Origin of the sequence: Allostigmatella hybrida (genome assembly GCF_020103775.1) — a bacterium.
Classification (GTDB): domain Bacteria; phylum Myxococcota; class Myxococcia; order Myxococcales; family Myxococcaceae; genus Hyalangium; species Hyalangium aurantiaca.
On sequence record NZ_JAHXBH010000012.1, the window covers coordinates 136,027 to 152,140 of the forward strand.

Sequence of the window (16,114 nt, forward strand, 5' to 3'; positions counted from 1 at the left end):
GCATGTTGCTCCGGACGGCGGACAGGCAGCCGGCAAAAGTCACGAAGTGTGGAAAAAGATCGCCCCGGCGTCCTCCCGAGAAGGGGGACAGGCCGGGGCGAGGGGACGGCGGCGGGAGCAGCGCTAGAGGGGCCGGAGCGCCCGGGGGCGGACCATGAAGCCGGTGGGCACTTCGGCGCAGGCGGCGAACTCCTCGGCCGCGAGCAGCTCGGAGGCCGAGAGGATGCGGTCCACGTCCAGCAGCAGCACCAGGCCCTCCTTGTGGCGGCCCATGCCCGCGATGAAGGAGTCCATGTAGACGGTGGTGCCGAAGGAGGGGGCGGGGACCACCTCACGCGCCCCGAGCACCACCCGCTCGCCCACGGAGTCCGCCGTCAGCCCCATGCGCATCCGCAGGCCCTCGCGCTGCACCTCCACGATGAGCACGCTGGTGCGCGCGGCGGTGGAGCAGAAGGCCTGGCCCAGCCGGGGGCCCAGGTCCACCACCGGAATCTTCCGGCCGCCCAGACCGATGGCGCCGCGCATGAAGCGAGGGGCCGAGGGTACGTGCGTCACCGCCACGTCGTGGAGCACCTCGCGGACGCAGAAGTCCGGGACGGCGTAGTGCTCACCTCCGAGCTCGAAGGTGCAGTACTGCTCGGCCTGTCCCGGCACCAATGCCAGCGTCATGCGTACCTCGGTCTTGGGGAAAGCCACCTTATGGCGCTCGCTCGTCCGCAGTGAAACTGTGAAACTCTATATGTTGTGTAATTCTCAAGATCAACCAACGCGATAAAACACTCCCTGTACGCGTTTAAGAGGGAAAACAGGTCTGTCAGGGATTGGGGGCGAAACATCTGTCGCACTTCAACGCACCGCGCAAGCCCGGGCCAGGGTGAGCACCTCCACCGGGCCCGCGCCCCTGGCGCTCAGGGCATCGGCCGCGGCCCGGGCGGTGGCCCCCGTGGTGAACACGTCATCGAGCAGCAGGACGGCCTGGCCCTCGGCTGAACGGGAGGCCTCGAAGGCCCCGGCGACGTTGTCCGCGCGGGCCGCTTCATCGAGGCCCACCTGGCGCGGGGTGTCGCGGATGCGGGTGAGCAGGCCCACGGGGGCCTGGCGGCCGGTGGCCCGGGCGAGCGCCCCGGCGAGGAGCTGCGCCTGGTCATAGCGGCGCTCGCGGAAACGGTGGGCATGCAGCGGCAGCGCGACAATCCAGGAGGGGGCCCGGGCGAGGAAGGCGCGGGCCTCGTCCGCGAGCAGCGCGGCCAGGGGCGCGGCCAGCTCGGGGTGGTCCTCGTACTTGTAGCGGTGAATGGCCCGGGAGAGCGGCCCCTCGTGGATGAAGGGCGCCCAGACCCGGGTGAAGGGGGGCGGATGCCGCAGGCAGCGGGGACAGGTGAGGGCGGGGAACGCGCCCGGCTCGGCGCACGTGCGGCAGCAGGCCGGCGGCAGGCGCTCCAGGGCGGTGTCACACGTCTCGCAGAAGAAGGCCCGGCTGGGCAGCACCTTCGCGCAGGCCAGACACGCCGGCGGGTACAGCAGCTCCGCCCACCCCGCCAGGGTCTGGGTGAGGGCCTGGCCCCACGCCGCCGGAAACCGCCTTCGCCCTTCTGCCCTCATGGACGCCTCCCGGGCCACCCGCGAGGCGGCCCCGGTGGCCCCCAGCACGGGGCGGGCCAACCGGGGCACCTTCCCTCGGGGAGGGCTCCGTCCGGGAGGAGGCGTCCCGCGGGGCGGACCTGGGTCTCGCCCCGGGACTTCGCTTCAGGACGGCGCGAGGGCTACGGCAGGAGCCCCATCCGGTTCATCTCCTTGGGCTGCGGCAGGCCCATCACCTTGCAGAGCGAGGGGGCGATGTCGGCCAGCACGCCCGGGCGCAGCTTCTGCCCGCGGAAGTCCGGGTGGATGAGGTGGAAGGGCACCGGGTTGAGCGTGTGCGAGGTGTGCGGCTCGCCCGTGGTGGGGTCCCTCATCATCTCGCAGTTGCCGTGGTCGGCGGAGATGGCCAGCACCCAGCCGTTGCGGCGGCACACGTCGCCCAAGTGGCCCAGGCACTCGTCCACCACCTTCACCGCCTGGATGGTGGCATCCAGCCGGCCGCTGTGGCCCACCATGTCCGGGTTGGCGAAGTTGACGAGCGCGAAGTCGTACTTGCCCGAGTCGATGCGCTTGACGAGCTCGCTCGTCAGCTCCCGGGCGGACATCTCCGGCTTCAGGTCATACGTCTTCACGTCGCGGGGCGAGGGCACCAGGTGCCGCTCCTCGCCGGGGAACACCACCTCGCGGCCGCCGTTGAAGAAGAAGGTGACGTGCGCGTACTTCTCGGTCTCCGCGGTGCGGAACTGGCGCAGCCCCGCGCGTGAGAGCACCTCGGGGAAGATGTCCTGCGGCTGATCCGGCCCGTAGGCGACGGGCAGCTCGAACGTCTCATCGTACTGCGTCATGCACACGTAGCGGCCGAGCTGCAGCCCGCCCCGGTCGAAGTCCTTGAAGGTGGGGAACGCCAGGGCGCTGGTGATTTCCCGGGCGCGGTCGGCGCGGAAGTTGAAGAACATCACCACGTCGCCGTTGTGGATGCGCCCCACGGGGCTGCCGTCGCCCTGGCTGATGACGGTGGGCACGACGAACTCGTCGGTCACCTTCTCCGCGTAGGAGGCGCGGATGGCGGAGAGCGCGTCGGGGGCCTTGGGGCCCTGGGCGTGCACCATGGCGTCATAGGCCAGCTTCACGCGGTCCCACCGCTTGTCGCGGTCCATGCCGTAGTAGCGCCCGGCCACGGTGGCGATGCGGCCCGCGTTCGTGTCCTTGAGGAAGCGCTCCAGCTGCTCCACGTAGCCCAGGGCGCTCTGGGGCGGGGTGTCGCGCCCATCCAGGAAGGCATGCACGTAGACCTGGGCCAGGCCGCGCTCGCGCGCCGCCTTGAGCAGGGCGAACAGGTGGTCCATGGAGGAGTGCACGCCGCCCGGCGAGACGAGCCCCGCCAGGTGGAACGCCTTGCCGTCCGCCTTGGCCTGGTCCATGGCGGCGCGGATGACGGGGTTGTTGCCCAGCTCACCGGACTCGGCGGCGCGGTTGATGCGCACCAGGTCCTGATAGACGATCCGGCCAGCGCCGATGTTGGTGTGGCCCACCTCCGAGTTTCCCATCTGCCCTTCCGGCAGGCCCACGGCCATTCCGGAGGTGTGCAGCTCGGTGAAGGGAAAGCCGTTGGAGATGCGGTCGAGGTTCGGGGTACCGGCCTGGAGGATGGCGTTGTCCTCGCGCTCCTGACGGATTCCCCAACCATCCAGGATGCAAAGCAGGACCTTGTGCGCTGGTTTCATGGCCAGAACCCTAACCACCCCCGGGGCGGGAAGTGGGGAGAAAAGTGAGGGCTCCCCCGCCCGGCCGGCCCCCGCAATCGTTTGTGGGTCCACCGTCCGCGGCGCGCTCGCGGCGGGCGCGCCCGGAACCTGCTATCCCGGCGGATGGGCTGGACCGTCGCGTCCCTGCGCTGGAGTTTTCATGTCTCGTGCCGTTCGTACCCTCCCTGTCCTGGCGCTCGCCGGGATGCTCACCCACTGCGCGGCGTCCCCGGCGTCCCGCGCCCCGGGGGACTCCGCGGACGTGCGCTTCGCGTGGCCGGAGGGCTTCACCACCCAGGTGGTCTCCACCACGGTGGAGACGCGGGGGGATGCGCCCGTGCGCACGAAGACGATGCGCTACCGCCTCCGGCTGGAGGGCACGGGCGAGGAGCGGAAGCTCATCACCGATGAGGTGACGATCGATGCGTCTCCGGCCGAGGGGGAGGACGCGCAGGACGAGGGGCAGGCGCCGTCCACGCCCGCGCTCGTGCTGGGGCCCCGGGGGGAGCTGCGGCGCATCGAGGGCACCGAGCAGGTGGTGGAGGAGATGGCCCGGGAGGCGGAGGCCCAGGCTCTGCCGGAGGAGCAGCGGGCCCACATCCTGGCGCTGGTGCGCGACGCGATGGAGCAGTCCTCGCGGTACCGGTGGGAGATGCTGGTGGGCAAGTGGGTGGGGCTCTCGCTGAAGCCGGGCGCGGTGCTCCAGCGGCCCAGCCTGGTGACGCTGCCCATGTTCGGCAGCCGGGTGGACACCGTGGAGCGCGTGAGCGTGAAGGAGCCCACGGCGTGTGTGGAGGGCGCGGCGGAGCAGCGGTGCGTGAAGCTCGTGCTGGAGTCGTCGTTGGACCCCGCCCAGCGGGAGAAGGCCGCGAGTGAGCTGGTGCAGCAGGTGAAGTCCTTCATGAAGGCGAATGCCGGGGTGCCCGAGGCGTCGCTGCCGGAGCTGACGGTGAGCACGCTGAAGCTCGACACGCTCGTGGAGTACACCGTCGAGCCGGGGACGCTCGTGCCCTACCGCCAGCAGGTGTCGGGCAAGTCGCAGGTCGTCCTCCAGTCTCCCGAGGGCGAGGCGCAGAACTTCGACATCCAGAGCGAGCGGACCGAGGTCTTCATCCCCGTGAACCGCTGAACGGCGCCGCGCCTGCCCAGGTTGGACCGAGCACCTCCCAGAGGGAGGTGCCCGGTTCACGCTGGAGCTTGCCGCCGCAGGAGCCTCTGAGGCTCAGGGGCTGTAATCGAGGCCGTGCCCGGTGGGGTAGAGCAGGGTGGAGGTCTGCCCGGCGTGGGGGATGGCCACGGGCAACCGGCCCGCGGGGGGCGCTGTCCCCACCAGCACCTTGGCCAGCGCCTGCATGGAGACGGGGCGGTAGCCGTAGGTGGCCACCTGGGTGGAGACCTCCGGGAGGTAGGCGGCGTCGTAGGGCTCGCGCACCGAAATGGCCACGAGGGGCTTTTGCGTACCCTGGAGGGCGCGGACGAGGTCCTGCTGGGCCTGGGACGTCCACACCCGGTGCGTCAGCACCAAGATGAGGTCCGCCTGCGCGGCCAGGGCGGTGGCCTCCTCACGCTTCGCTGGGGCCGGGGCCGCGCCCGTCTCCAGCCGTTGCACGGACAGGCCGTGCTGGGTGAGCGCCTCCGCCAGCGTGGAGGTGGGGCTGTCCCCCCAACCCGTGACCAGGACCTTGCGCACCTCGGGCTTCAAGGGCAGCACGCGCGCGTCATTCTTCACCAGGGTGATGGAGCGCCCGGCGATGGCGCTGGCGGCGGCCAGATGCTCCGTCGAGCCCACGCGCCCCAGCTCCGCCAGGTTCACGAAGGGCTGGGAGAGCACGCCCCGCTTCTGCTTGAGCGTCAGGATGCGGCCTACGGAGACATCGATCCGCTCCTGGGAAATCTCGCCGGTGCCCACCGCGTCCAGCACGGCCTGGTAGGCCACGCCCAGCTTCGAGGGCATGAGCAGCATGTCCACCCCTGCTTTGAGCGCCTCCACGGGAACACGCGCGGGACTGTCGTCGCCGTACGGTTTCGCGCCCTGCATGGCCAGGGAGTCGCTGAACAACACACCCTGAAAGCCCAGCTCGCCCCGGAGCAGGTCCGTCATGATGGCGGGGCTCAGCGTCGCGGGCAGCCCCGAGTTGTCCAGGGCCGGGAGCACGATGTGCGCGGACATGATGGCATCCACGCCGGAGCTGATGGCGGCCGCGAACGGTGGCAGGTCCGCCGCGGCGAGCTGCTCCCGGCTCCGGGTGATGATGGGCAGCCCGTAGTGGCTGTCGACCTCGGTGTCGCCGTGCCCTGGGAAGTGCTTCACGGCGGCGGCCGTGCCGCCCTCTTGGAGGCCGCGCACCTGGGCCTGGGCGAAGGCGGAGACCTGGCCCGGGTCCACCCCGAAGGAGCGCACGCCGATGACCGGATTGAGGGGGTTGCTGTTGACGTCCACCACCGGGCCGAAGTTCTGGTTGATGCCCATGGCCCGCAGCTCGCGCGCGGTGATGACCGCGGCCTGGTGGGCATCGTCCGTGCTGCGCGTGGCGCCCAGCGCCATGTTGCCCGGAAACTGGGTGGCGGGCTCGGTGATCCGGACGACCACGCCATGCTCCTGGTCCGTGGCGATCAGCAAGGGAATGGGCCGCGCCTGGCGCAGCGCGATTTCTTGGAGCCCATTCGACAGCCCGGCGATCTGCGCGGGCTCCTTCAGGTTGCCAGCCCAGCTGAAGTAGATGATGCCGCCCAGGTGATAGCGCTCGACGAGCTGCTCGGCCGTGTCGAGCCCGTGGTCGGTGCGGTTGCCCGCCACCATCGCGGGATCCGTGTCCGAGACGCTCTGCCCGTAGGCATACGTCATGAACAGCTGACCCACCTTCTCCTCCAGGGTCATCTCCTTCAACTGGCACGTCACCCAGTCCGGGGACGACACCGCCTGCGCCAGCCGGCAGTCCAGGGCAGGCGGCAGCTCCGCCTCCTCACCGCACCCCATGCTTGCCAAGCCCCAACCACCCATCACCACCGCGAGCCAGACACTTCGGATTCCGCGCATGAAAGACTTCCTCGATTCACTGCTTAGGGGGGGCGGAATCTACTCCATCCGGCGGGCCGCACATGGCGCGGCGGAGGGGTTGTTGGCCGCCCGAGGGAGGCTGGTCTAACGTGATGGCCCCGTGTCCCAGGTCCCTTCTCAGTTTGGCATCGACGAGTTTCTCCTCGAGCGGTTGATGACGCAGCGCGCCCGGGTGAGCGAGTGGATCAACCGCTTCCGGATGGGCGGGGCGCTGGGGTGGCTTCTGTTCGCACTGGCGTTCGACTGGGGAATGCCCGCGTGGATGCTGGGCGTGTACCTGGCCTTCGCGGCGGGCCTGTGGTGGGCGGCCCGCCGTCTGCCCGTCCTGAGCGGACACCTCGTCCTGGGGGTGGTGGGCATCGACATGCCGGCCATCCTCGCCATCCAGCTCTCGGCCCTGGAGCACACCCCCAACGCCGTGGCCATGGCGCTGCTGCCCCTGGGCATCTACGTCACGCTGGTGATGGTGGTGGCGATGCTGGAGCTGTCCACGTGGCGGGTGGTGCTGGCCACGGCGGTGGCCATCGCCTGTGAGATGGTGCTGTGCGACCAGGCCGGGATTCCCCGGGATGCTTATCCCCATGCCCTGGTGCTGGTGCTGGTGGTGGCGGCGGTGGCGGCGTCCTTCGTCAGCAGGCAGGTGCTGGAATTGCTCCAGGCGGTGTCCCGCGAGCAGACGCAGCGCACGCGGCTGGGGCGCTACTTCTCCCCGCAGGTGGCCCGCCGCATCGCGGAGCTGGGGCCGGGGGCGGACGAGGGCCAGCACCGGGAGGTGACGCTGCTCTTCTCGGACATCCGGGGCTTCACCACGCTGGCGGACCAGATGGAGAGCCCCCAGGTGGTGGCGCTGCTCAACGGCTACCTCACGCGCATGGTGGAGGTGGTGTTCCGCCATGGGGGCACGCTCGACAAGTTCATGGGGGATGGGCTCCTGGCATACTTCGGGGCGCCGCTGGAGCTGGCCTCCCATCCGCAAGCGGCGGTCGAGTGTGGCCTGCGGATGCTGGAGGCGCTGGAGGCGTTCAACGCCGAGCGCCAGGCGAAGGGGGAGGCCCCACTGAAGATTGGCATTGGCATTCACACGGGCCGCGTGGTGGTGGGGACGATGGGGCCGGAGCAGCGGCGCGAGTACACGGTGATAGGGGATGCCGTGAACCTGGCGAGCCGCATCGAGGGGCTGACCAAGAAGGTGGGAGTCCCCATCCTGGTCTCCGAGGCCACCCGGGCGCGCTGCACGGGAGACTTCGAGTTCACCGCGGCGGAGCCCCTGCCGGTGGCGGGAAAGCCCGCGCCTGTGGTGACCTTCATCCCCCGGCGCCCCCCAGCTCCGTAGGACTTGGGGCCCAAGGACATCGAAGGAGAACCTTGCCCCGGGGACACGCAATGACCCGTGCTCGAAGTGGCTGGTGGCATACCGTCGCCCAAGAAAAGGATTACCTTCTCCTGTCACTGGGATGCGCCCAGGCCCCCTTTAAAGTGGCCTTGCTCGCGCTCAAGGATTTTGAGCGCCGCTTTCTGCGGGATGCACGAACGCCGGCCGAACGTGTGCATCTCCAGCGGCTCACCACCAAGGACATTCTTGTGCAAGCCTATGGGGATGCACGGCCCTGGCCGGATTTCGGTCCTCATTTGAGGCGCATGATGCGGTTGGGATATCCGAACCTTCGAATCCGCGTCTTGATCGCGTGTCTCTACGTCCAGTCGCTCGCGCTGTTTCCTCAACGGGCGCGAGAGGCCTTCAGGTTATTGGATGACGCTGAGCGCCGGGTCAAGCGCATGCCCAAGGCGAACTCTTCCCGGCAGCAACTCCTCGATGGCATTGCCGGCGCGCGACGAGTAGCGGAGGAGCAAGGTCTCTGGCCGCCTCAATCACCGGTACCAGACTAGAGCCGGGCCTGCGGAAAGTGGGGCCCCATCCTGGTCTCCGAGGCCACCCGGGCGCGCTGCCCAGGAGACTCTTGGCATTCAGGTTGGCGGGTGCGTGCTAACCTCGGATGAATGTTCGCACTGATTCTTCTTCTGGTGGCATCGCAGGCCCCCGCTGTGCCTGGGGAGACCTCGCTGGTGTCCTCTTGCAAGCAAGGCATGGCCAGTGCATGTGCGGCCCTTCGCCAAATAGAGCCGAAAAAAGCAGCTGAGGCCGAGCGTGCATTCCAGGTGTGGAAGATCGCAGAAGAGGCCCGGGAGCAAGAGGAGGCCCGTGTTGAGGCCGAAGCCTCGCCCAGTGCTCCTGAACCGCCTGATTGCAAGGGCCAGGACCATCATGTCATTTCCCGTCCTATCGCCAGGCAACTGGAGCGTCATGCAAGTCTTCGCGGGCTATACAAGGCTCGTGACTCGCGTTTCGTAACGCGCGCCAAAGACGAGAAGTCCCATTGTGGCTATCAGACATGGCATCGAGAGGTAGACGAGGAAGTTATTGCGTGGCTTATCCGGTTTCCCAAGGCTACGCGGAAGGAATTCGAGCAGCTCTTGAGAGATATCTACAGCCGTTCAGAGATGCGAGCGAGGTTTCCCAATGGCTTCTGAGACTCTCGCAGAGCCAAGATTTTTTGTGCTCGACGATGTCTTGGCTGGAGAATACGACACTAAATTCGATCCAGTTGAGCCCTCCAACCTTGGAGATGCCCCTCGTTGCCCACAGTGCGGCACCCTGCTCGGGATGCTGACGTGGCTGCCACCCTATCGTGTGGATTTGGAGGTGTACGGCAAGCAACCGGGTGACTTTGTGACGGGACCTGGAGGGGATAGCTTCTTGATCTCCGAGCGCATGGCCATGGCGTTCCAAGCGGAGGGATTGACGGGATTACAGGGCTTCCATCCGGTGGAGATCAGCCGGGTTCGGAAGAAGCGCAAGAGTTCTCGTCCAGTCTCTGTGCCGCGTTACCTAGAGGTCATTGCCTGCTTCGGACGTGCCTACCTAGATGAGAAGCGTAGCCTCCTGAGATACGCAGAGGCCAGAACGTGCGACGAATGCCGGTCAGCGGACCTGGACACAATCCATGGGTTCACATTGAAGCCGGAGTCATGGCGAGGTGAGGATGTATTCCGGGCGCGAGGCTTGCCGGGAGTGCTTATTGGTTCCGAGCGCTTCGCTGCATTCGTTGCGCGTCACGAGCTGAAGAACATCAAGCTGATTCCTACCGAGGAGTACGTTTGGGATCCGCGACGTTTGGGCCCTCCCAATTCCAGCGTGACTTGAACGGATGTTGGGAGGGGCCAGCAGTTTTCTGCCGAGCCCTCCTTGCTGTCGAAGCACAGCCCTCGGAAGTGGGTGGCGTCGAGCATGGCGAGTCCCCCAATCAGTCTTCTGGGGATGCGGGCTCATCCTCCTCTTCGTCAAAGGAGGGATAGGCAGACACGACCAGGGCCAGACGCCGCTCCGCGAACCAGTGGAGGACCTCTGGAGAGAACAGGGCGCGCCGGGTGAAGTGCTTCTCCTCGCCTACGGTCATTCCAAAGTCGATGAAGAGATCCACGGTGAGGCTGGCGAGTTCCCGCAGTACGGGCGCCAACTGATCCGCAGCCTGGCGCGTCTGCGCGAGGGCTTTCTCGAAGTTATCATCCTTAGCCAGGGGGATATTGAAGCCCGAGGTGTCGGCCGTGCGCTTCGCCGACTCCCGGTCGCCTTTCCTCCAGACCGTGTCAGGCTCAAGCCCGGGATGCCGATTCAGGAAACCCTCCACGTCGAAATGGGCCGCCATCGCACGGCACACCACCCAGATCATGGGGTGACGTCGCAGCCGATCCGCTGCGGGCCCACGGCGAGGTCGTCAATCCACCAGTCGGTGGGCACCGAGAGGCCCTGGTAGAGGAAGACGCCCGTTTCCAGCACCGTGAAGTTCGAGGCCTTCTCCTTCACTGGGGGCGTGGACGTGGGCGGATCAGAGAAGACGAACTTCTCGGGCCAGTCGAGCTCCTCTCCGTTGAGCCACACGCGTGGGTCCGCGGCCTCGGGAGCGTCGCCGTTGGCCCCGTCGAAGTGCCATTCGAGGCAGGTCCACTCGTTGAGCACCAGCGGCGTGTCCGAGACCTGCACCCACTCGGGGAAGCCGGGCGGCTCGGGCGGGTGCCAGATGGACATGTACTTCTGCTGGTAAGTGGCGACCTCGTACCAGTCGAGCGTGTCGAAGGCGCCCCCCGTCTGCCCGGGCCGGGGGTAGCGGGCGTTGAAGAGCCCCGCGTGCGACATGGGACGCTCGGGCGTCGTGTAGACATAGGCCCGGCCCCAGAGCACGGGACCGAAGTTGGCGGGCAGGTTGAAGCGGAGGGTCTTCTTGGGGCCGCCCTGCGAGCCCTCCTTGCCGCCCACCATCTCCTTGGCATGCAACGCGTACTTGCCAGAGTGCGGGCGCGTGGTGTCCACCAGCAACTGGCCGCTGAACTCGTCGCGGTACGGGGTCCAGCCCGCTGGCACCGTGCCCTCCTCGAAGTCCCAGCACAGCGTCCCGGGGACCTTGCAGCCCGTGGGAGGGGGAAACGGGCTGACGTCGTTGTCGGTGCAGGCAGAAGCGAAGGTCAGGACACACAGCGAGCTCAGCGTTGCGGTTCGGATAAGCAATTTAGTCACCTCAGGGGCAAGCCTACCGTGCTCCCTGGAACAGGTTGGCGGAGAAAGGTGAACAGACGTCCAGAGGAGGGCTGACGCGAGAAAACCCGGCAGGTAGGATGGAGCCATGGACACGTTGCTGCCCGAGGCGCTGCCGCCGGGGACCCCGCTGGGCTCATGGCGGGTACAGGGACGGGCGGGTTACGGCACGTACGGGGCGGTTTACCTCGCCCACAAGAAGGGATGGCGAAAGGGGCCTGCGGTGGCCCTCAAGCTGGCGCGCTTCCCGGAAGATCCCCGTTTCGACCGTGAGGCGGAATTGCTCACCCGGATCCAGCATCCCAGCGTGCCGCGTCTGCTGGGCAGAGGAAGGTGGAGAGGGAGTCAGGAAGGGGAGGCGCACCCCTTTCTCATCATGCAGTGGGTGGAGGGGCTCCGGCTGTACGACTGGGCCAAGGACCATCCACAGCCGCTGGACCATGCGCCGCGCCTGCTGGCCCAGGTGGCCCGGGCCTTGGCGGCCACCCATGCGTGCCAGGGGCTTCACCGGGACGTTAAAGGCGACAACGTCATGGTGAATTCCGAGGGCCAGGCCTTCCTCATGGACTTTGGGTGCGGCACCTGGAAGGGCGCCGCGTCCCTCACCGAGGGGGCGCTGGCGCCGGGCACCCGCATTTACCGCAGCCCCCAGGCGCTGCGGTTTCACTGGGACCACCGCCGCTCGCAGGGCATGCATTACGAGGCCACCCCGGCCGATGATGTGTATGCCCTGGGGGTGACGGCCTACCGCCTGTGCACGGGTGTCTACCCACCCCTGGCGACTGACCCCTCCCTCGTGGGAGATGATGGGCGCGAGACCCTGGAGGCGTTGGTGCCTCCCGGGACGTTGACCCCGATGGCGCCCGGACTGGAGCACCTCATTCTTCGCATGCTCTCCGAGAATCCTCAGGACCGAGGCAGTGCCGCCGAACTGGCCGCTGCCTTGGATGCGGTCGCGGACAGTTCCAAGATTGGTACCCATGCCTCCGTGAAGGTGGCCGCGCCTGTGGTGCTGCCAAGAAGGGCGCGTCCTGCGGCGAAGCTGAGCGACTACGGGATGGCCTTGCCCCTGGTGGCCATCTCCGTGACCGTGGGGCTCCTCATCCTGGTCTCAGGAAACCTGAACCTGGAGGGGGTTTGGGCCCCTTCCTCTGTCATGAGCGATGGAGGAACCCGGGGCGTGGCAGATGCCGCCATGGAGGAGGTGCTTATGTCCAGCATGGCGCCAGCGTCCAAGCCTGGCGGCTTGCACCTCGAAATGCCCAAGGAGCCTCTTCCAGGGCAGCGTCGTCCTCCCTGTCTTCGCTCGCAGATCAATATCCGGGGAGGTTGTTGGGTCGAAGTCGCCAGAGCTACACCTCCTTGCGAAGAGGGCTCTTACGACTGGAAGGGGGCCTGCTATGCCCCGGCGGCTGCACTTCTGCGCCCCAGCACTTCGGACACTCCATAAGGCGAACAGCACTTCTGCTTGGCGCTGGAAGCAAGGTTTTTTTGGAGGACTTGCGATACTTGTGTGTTAGGCGGCTTCGCCGCAAGTGTTTGCTTACGACCTGCATACCCTGAAAGTGAGGCTGAATAAATGTCCACTCGTTTCCCTGCCAACCTTGTGCCGATCTGTGTTCTGGCCGCTTCCTTGGGCTCAAGTTTGGCGCTCGCCCAAGGTGCGCCGCAGTTGGTTGTGCTAGGGGTTGATGTGGATTACCCCGTGGCGACGCTGTATGTTAATGGCGAGAATTTTACCAATGGAGCAAGCCCAGTGCTCAAATTGGCGGGTGTTCAAATCCCGCTGCTGTCATCCAAGGAGAGTGAGCTTGCTGCGTCACTGCCGGTGACCTTCGCAGGTGCAGTGGGTTCTTACCTGCTGACAGTGTCAACAGGAAGTTTGCCTGCTCAGAACGATACGATGGTTGTGACATTGGGTGCATCAGGGCCTCGTGGACCCATAGGGCCACAGGGACCGAGAGGAGAGGCGGGCCCTGTGGGTCCGCAAGGGCCCAAGGGAGAAGCGGGGGTCGCGGGCGCTGTAGGTCCCACGGGACCGCAGGGGCCTAGAGGAGAAGTTGGCCCCTCGGGACAGCAAGGGCCCAAGGGTGAAGCGGGGCTCACGGGGGCTTCAGGTCCCCTGGGGCCGCAGGGGCTCAAAGGGGAAACAGGTGCTCAGGGCCCTGTTGGTCCACAAGGGCTACCTGGAATTATCACTGCTATCTATACGGCTCAACAGACTGGTGATTTAAAGGTGACAGGTTTTCATTGGAGATCTGTTCCTGGCACAGCCATTAATTTTAATTTGCCCCAAAGCGCAACAGTCGATTTGGAGGCTAATGGTTCGATCAATGGGGTGGCAGGTAATAAGGGTAATGCTGCTCATTGTGGGCTCCGGTTTCTTGTTGACAATGTTGCCTACGGAGACTCCTCTTGGGGCGATGTGATTGTGGGATGTGGAACCGGTGCCGAAAGCGGTTCGTCCGGCTGGTATTGTCCGTGGTACATGCGGCGAACCCTTCAGTTGGGGGCAGGCAGTCATGTTGCCACCGTTCAGCAAACGGGCTGGGCTAACACTACAAGTGGCTGTTCAAGTTATGCTGCCGACCATTCCGCTGCGCGCTTTCGTGTCGTGATTCGATGACCCGAACCGGTGCGAGAAGCATTGAAGCCTGTTCACACAGGAGTTCAAGGTAAGTAGATTAACCGGGTGATGGTCCTGCTTGGTTTTTTGGTGCATGCCCCGAGGGTCGCCTTGGAGCATCACTGAAACCCCAGAGAAGTAACCGGGGAGTATTCGTCCTAAGGTGTTGGTCCTTTCCGGGACGTTGACCCCCTCTGGTTCCCGAACTGGAGCACCTCATTCTCCGCATACTCTCCGAGAATCCTCAGGACCGAGGCAGTGCCGCCGAACTGGCCGCTGCCTTGGAGGTGCTCGCGGACGGCCCGGGAAGGACGCGTCCTCCAGCCAAGCTGAGCGATCGCGGGCTGGTCTTTCCTCTGTTGGCCATCTCCGTGGCCGTTGGGCTCCTCGTTCTGATCTCGGGCAACTTGAACCTGGAGGGAGTGTGGGCTCCTCCCTCCGTCATGAGCGATGGAGGAACCCGGGGCGTGGCGGATGCGGCCGTGGAGGAGGTACCCGTGTCCAACATGGCACCCGAGTCCGAGCCGGGCGGGCTGAGTCTCGAAATGCTCAAGGAGCCTCTTCCGGGACAGCGCCGCCCCCCTTGTCCTCGGGCTCAGAGCAACATTCGGGGAGGCTGCTGGGTCGAAGTCGCCAAGGTCTCGCCGCCTTGCGGAGATGTCTTTTACGAGTGGAAGGGGGCTTGTTACGCCCCGGTGGCAGCGCCCCAGCGCCCCAGCACTTCAGACACTCCGTGACGCAAAGCATCACAGAAAAACCAGCGACACCCCGCGTTATCCCAAAGACGTATTTTTGACAGAATGTCTGTTGTTCTTTACTTCTCGTGAGCCCTGGGGCCGAGGTCATCCCTATTCCCAGGCGCTTGGAGAAGCCCCCATGACGAGCCGTACCTTGAAGTTCTCCGCCTTGAGCCTCGCGATCCTGCCCCTGCTGTCCGGTTGTGGAAGCGACTCCATCAAGGACGACATCCAGGGCAAGTGGGTCAGCACCGGGTGTGAGGTGCGGCCGACCGAGGAGGAGGACTCGAAGCTCTACGTCATGCGCGAGTACGACATCAAGGAGTCCACCTGGTCGGGCACGCTGACCTTGTTCGCGGACCCCGCCTGCAAGACGCCCATGATCGTGGCCCTCGCCGAGGGGCCGTACTCCGTGACGGAGGATGAGGCTGCGGTGAAGGACACCCACGAGGCCACGTTTACCCTTCAGACGATGAAGCTGACGCCCAAGGCCGAGTTCATGATCGATGTGCTCAAGGAGGCGAATCCCGGGACGTGTGGCAACGCGTCGGCCTGGAAGCTCGACACCGCTCAGGACGTGACGTCCACGAAGGGCTGTGGGGTAATCGGCGTCGACCTGGAGCGCTGCGGCGTGGAGTACGAGCTGGTGAAGGTGGTGGACGACACGCTGCTGTTCGGTGCCCGCCCCGCCGATGGCAGCGGCGCCTGCTCGGCCTCGAAGCGCCCCACCACGGAGAGCTTCCAGCCCGCGCTCAAGAAGGCCGACTGAGTCTGGACGCCGTCCCTCGGGGCGGGCTCACTTGTGGTAGGGCTCGCCCTTGAGCAGGGTGAAGGCGCGGTAGATCTGCTCGATGAGCACCAGCCGCGCCAGCCGGTGCGGCAGTGTCATCCGGGACAAGGAGAGCGTCAGGTGCGCCGCCTGGCGCACCGAGTCCTCCAGCCCCTCGTCCCCGCCAATCACAAACAGCAAGTCCTTGGCGCCCGTCTGGGCCTTGCCCAGGTAGCGGCTGAACTCCACCGAGTCCAGGGACTTGCCGCGCTCGTCCAGCGCCACCAGCCAGTCCTGGGGCTTGCGCCGGGCGAGGATGGCCTCCGCCTCGGCGGCCTTCGCGTCCCCCGGCTTCAGCTTGCGGCCACTCGCCTCGGCCAGCTCCACCAGCTCGAAGCGGGTGTAGTGCTCCAGGCGCGAGGCGTACTCCTGCACGCCGGGCTCGAACAGGCCCGAGCGGTCCTTGCCGATGGAGAGCAGCCGGACTTTCAGGCCAGCTTCTCCCGCGGCGCGTCGGCCCAGAGGCCTTCGAGATCGTAGAAGGAGCGCACCTCGCCCAGGAACAGGTGCACCACCACCTCGCTGTAGTCGAGGAGCACCCACTGGCCCGTCTCCGTGCCCTCCGTGCCCGTGGCGCGCAGGCCGTCCTCTTCCTTGAGCTTGAGGTGGACGTTCTCGGCCATGGCGCTCACCTGCCGGTCGCTCTCGCCGGAGGCCACGACGATGTAGTCCGTGTAGGACGTCTTGCCGCGCACATCGAGCACGAGCACGTCCGTGGCCTTCTTGTCCACGAGCAGCTTGGCCGCCTTGTGCGCCAGCGCCTTGGCGCGCGGGTTCTCCGCGGGCGCCTCGGCCTTCTCTGCCCGGGGCGGGGCCTTCTTGCGGATCGTCTTCGGCAGTGCGCCCTTCTTGCGTGCCGCGGGCTTCTTCGCCGCCGCCGTCTTCTTGCGCGCCGCGGGCGCCTTGCCGCCAGTCTTCGCCTTCGAGGAAGTCTTCTTCTTTATTGCCAT

Annotated in this window: 15 protein-coding genes and 1 pseudogene; 8 read left to right on the forward strand and 8 right to left on the reverse strand. The window is 66.5% G+C overall.

All coding sequences use genetic code 11. The features are described from left to right. Positions 1 to 123: 123 nt before the first annotated feature. The 3 genes from KY661_RS20200 to gpmI all read right to left on the reverse strand — a co-directional run bounded on the left by KY661_RS20200 (position 124) and on the right by gpmI (position 3,305). Entirely contained in the window at positions 124 to 669 is a 546-nt protein-coding gene (locus tag KY661_RS20200; protein WP_075007899.1) for a chemotaxis protein CheW, read from the reverse strand. Between the two features lie 177 nt (positions 670 to 846). Then, positions 847 to 1,662 carry a ComF family protein gene (locus tag KY661_RS20205; protein ID WP_398577215.1) on the reverse strand — a complete coding sequence of 272 codons (816 nt, stop codon included), beginning with the start codon at positions 1,660 to 1,662 and terminating at the stop codon, positions 847 to 849. A gap of 101 nt (positions 1,663 to 1,763) precedes the next feature. Further along, on the reverse strand, positions 1,764 to 3,305 hold the full coding sequence (gene gpmI, locus KY661_RS20210; protein WP_225411762.1) for a 2,3-bisphosphoglycerate-independent phosphoglycerate mutase: 1,542 nt from the start codon (positions 3,303 to 3,305) through the stop codon (positions 1,764 to 1,766). Between the two features lie 181 nt (positions 3,306 to 3,486). Here gpmI and KY661_RS20215 point away from each other — a divergent pair, with 181 nt between their 5' ends. Beyond that, positions 3,487 to 4,455: a hypothetical protein gene (locus KY661_RS20215; RefSeq protein WP_225411763.1), complete on the forward strand. Its 969-nt coding sequence runs from the start codon at positions 3,487 to 3,489 to the stop codon at positions 4,453 to 4,455. Between the two features lie 93 nt (positions 4,456 to 4,548). On the opposite strand, the gene nagZ is transcribed toward KY661_RS20215, so the two are convergent. Further along, positions 4,549 to 6,363 (reverse strand): beta-N-acetylhexosaminidase, encoded by a 1,815-nt coding sequence (nagZ, locus tag KY661_RS20220; protein WP_225411764.1) that lies wholly within the window; start codon positions 6,361 to 6,363, stop codon positions 4,549 to 4,551. A gap of 121 nt (positions 6,364 to 6,484) precedes the next feature. Between nagZ and KY661_RS20225 the strand changes: the two genes are divergently transcribed. The 4 genes from KY661_RS20225 (at position 6,485) to KY661_RS20240 (ending at position 9,586) form a co-directional block, all read left to right on the forward strand. Then, the gene (locus KY661_RS20225) at positions 6,485 to 7,717 is read left to right on the forward strand and encodes an adenylate/guanylate cyclase domain-containing protein (protein ID WP_225411765.1); all 1,233 of its coding nucleotides are present in this window, start codon (positions 6,485 to 6,487) and stop codon (positions 7,715 to 7,717) included. Positions 7,718 to 7,767: 50 nt separating this feature from the next. Continuing rightward, on the forward strand, positions 7,768 to 8,271 hold the full coding sequence (locus tag KY661_RS20230) for a hypothetical protein (RefSeq protein WP_225411766.1): 504 nt from the start codon (positions 7,768 to 7,770) through the stop codon (positions 8,269 to 8,271). A 111-nt stretch (positions 8,272 to 8,382) separates the two neighbouring features. After that, complete coding sequence (locus KY661_RS20235) at positions 8,383 to 8,913, forward strand: Wall-associated protein precursor (protein WP_225411767.1); 531 nt, start codon at positions 8,383 to 8,385, stop codon at positions 8,911 to 8,913. A gap of 25 nt (positions 8,914 to 8,938) precedes the next feature. Beyond that, entirely contained in the window at positions 8,939 to 9,586 is a 648-nt protein-coding gene (locus tag KY661_RS20240) for a hypothetical protein (protein WP_225411768.1), read from the forward strand. A gap of 100 nt (positions 9,587 to 9,686) precedes the next feature. Here KY661_RS20240 and KY661_RS20245 read toward each other — a convergent pair whose 3' ends face one another. After that, complete coding sequence (locus tag KY661_RS20245; protein WP_225411769.1) at positions 9,687 to 10,112, reverse strand: DUF4279 domain-containing protein; 426 nt, start codon at positions 10,110 to 10,112, stop codon at positions 9,687 to 9,689. Continuing rightward, positions 10,109 to 10,954 (reverse strand): hypothetical protein, encoded by an 846-nt coding sequence (locus KY661_RS20250; protein WP_225411770.1) that lies wholly within the window; start codon positions 10,952 to 10,954, stop codon positions 10,109 to 10,111. Before KY661_RS20250 ends, KY661_RS20245 begins: the two co-directional genes overlap by 4 nt. 106 nt (positions 10,955 to 11,060) lie before the next feature. On the opposite strand from KY661_RS20250, the gene KY661_RS20255 reads away from it, so the two are divergent. The 3 genes and pseudogenes from KY661_RS20255 (at position 11,061) to KY661_RS20265 (ending at position 15,104) form a co-directional block, all read left to right on the forward strand. Beyond that, on the forward strand, positions 11,061 to 12,422 hold the full coding sequence (locus tag KY661_RS20255; RefSeq protein ID WP_225411771.1) for a serine/threonine-protein kinase: 1,362 nt from the start codon (positions 11,061 to 11,063) through the stop codon (positions 12,420 to 12,422). A gap of 1,367 nt (positions 12,423 to 13,789) precedes the next feature. Further along, a pseudogene (locus KY661_RS20260) lies at positions 13,790 to 14,335 on the forward strand (serine/threonine-protein kinase); the annotation flags it as partial. A 139-nt stretch (positions 14,336 to 14,474) separates the two neighbouring features. Further along, entirely contained in the window at positions 14,475 to 15,104 is a 630-nt protein-coding gene (locus KY661_RS20265; RefSeq protein WP_225411772.1) for a hypothetical protein, read from the forward strand. A 27-nt stretch (positions 15,105 to 15,131) separates the two neighbouring features. Here KY661_RS20265 and KY661_RS20270 read toward each other — a convergent pair whose 3' ends face one another. Both KY661_RS20270 and rsfS read right to left on the reverse strand, forming a co-directional pair. Further along, entirely contained in the window at positions 15,132 to 15,596 is a 465-nt protein-coding gene (locus tag KY661_RS20270) for a 23S rRNA (pseudouridine(1915)-N(3))-methyltransferase RlmH (RefSeq protein ID WP_075007984.1), read from the reverse strand. Continuing rightward, entirely contained in the window at positions 15,593 to 16,114 is a 522-nt protein-coding gene (gene rsfS, locus KY661_RS20275) for a ribosome silencing factor (protein WP_225411773.1), read from the reverse strand. Before rsfS ends, KY661_RS20270 begins: the two co-directional genes overlap by 4 nt.

Bases quoted from the DNA above. Each gene is read 5' to 3' on its own strand.
- KY661_RS20200 (WP_075007899.1), bottom strand. From the start codon at position 669: ATGACGCTGGCATTGGTGCCGGGACAGGCCGAGCAGTACTGCACCTTC.
- gpmI (WP_225411762.1), bottom strand. From the start codon at position 3,305: ATGAAACCAGCGCACAAGGTCCTGCTTTGCATCCTGGATGGTTGGGGA.
- KY661_RS20215 (WP_225411763.1), top strand. From the start codon at position 3,487: ATGTCTCGTGCCGTTCGTACCCTCCCTGTCCTGGCGCTCGCCGGGATG.
- nagZ (WP_225411764.1), bottom strand. From the start codon at position 6,363: ATGCGCGGAATCCGAAGTGTCTGGCTCGCGGTGGTGATGGGTGGTTGG.
- KY661_RS20230 (WP_225411766.1), top strand. From the start codon at position 7,768: ATGACCCGTGCTCGAAGTGGCTGGTGGCATACCGTCGCCCAAGAAAAG.
- KY661_RS20235 (WP_225411767.1), top strand. From the start codon at position 8,383: ATGTTCGCACTGATTCTTCTTCTGGTGGCATCGCAGGCCCCCGCTGTG.
- KY661_RS20245 (WP_225411769.1), bottom strand. From the start codon at position 10,112: ATGATCTGGGTGGTGTGCCGTGCGATGGCGGCCCATTTCGACGTGGAG.
- KY661_RS20255 (WP_225411771.1), top strand. From the start codon at position 11,061: ATGGACACGTTGCTGCCCGAGGCGCTGCCGCCGGGGACCCCGCTGGGC.
- KY661_RS20265 (WP_225411772.1), top strand. From the start codon at position 14,475: ATGACGAGCCGTACCTTGAAGTTCTCCGCCTTGAGCCTCGCGATCCTG.
- rsfS (WP_225411773.1), bottom strand. From the start codon at position 16,114: ATGGCAATAAAGAAGAAGACTTCCTCGAAGGCGAAGACTGGCGGCAAG.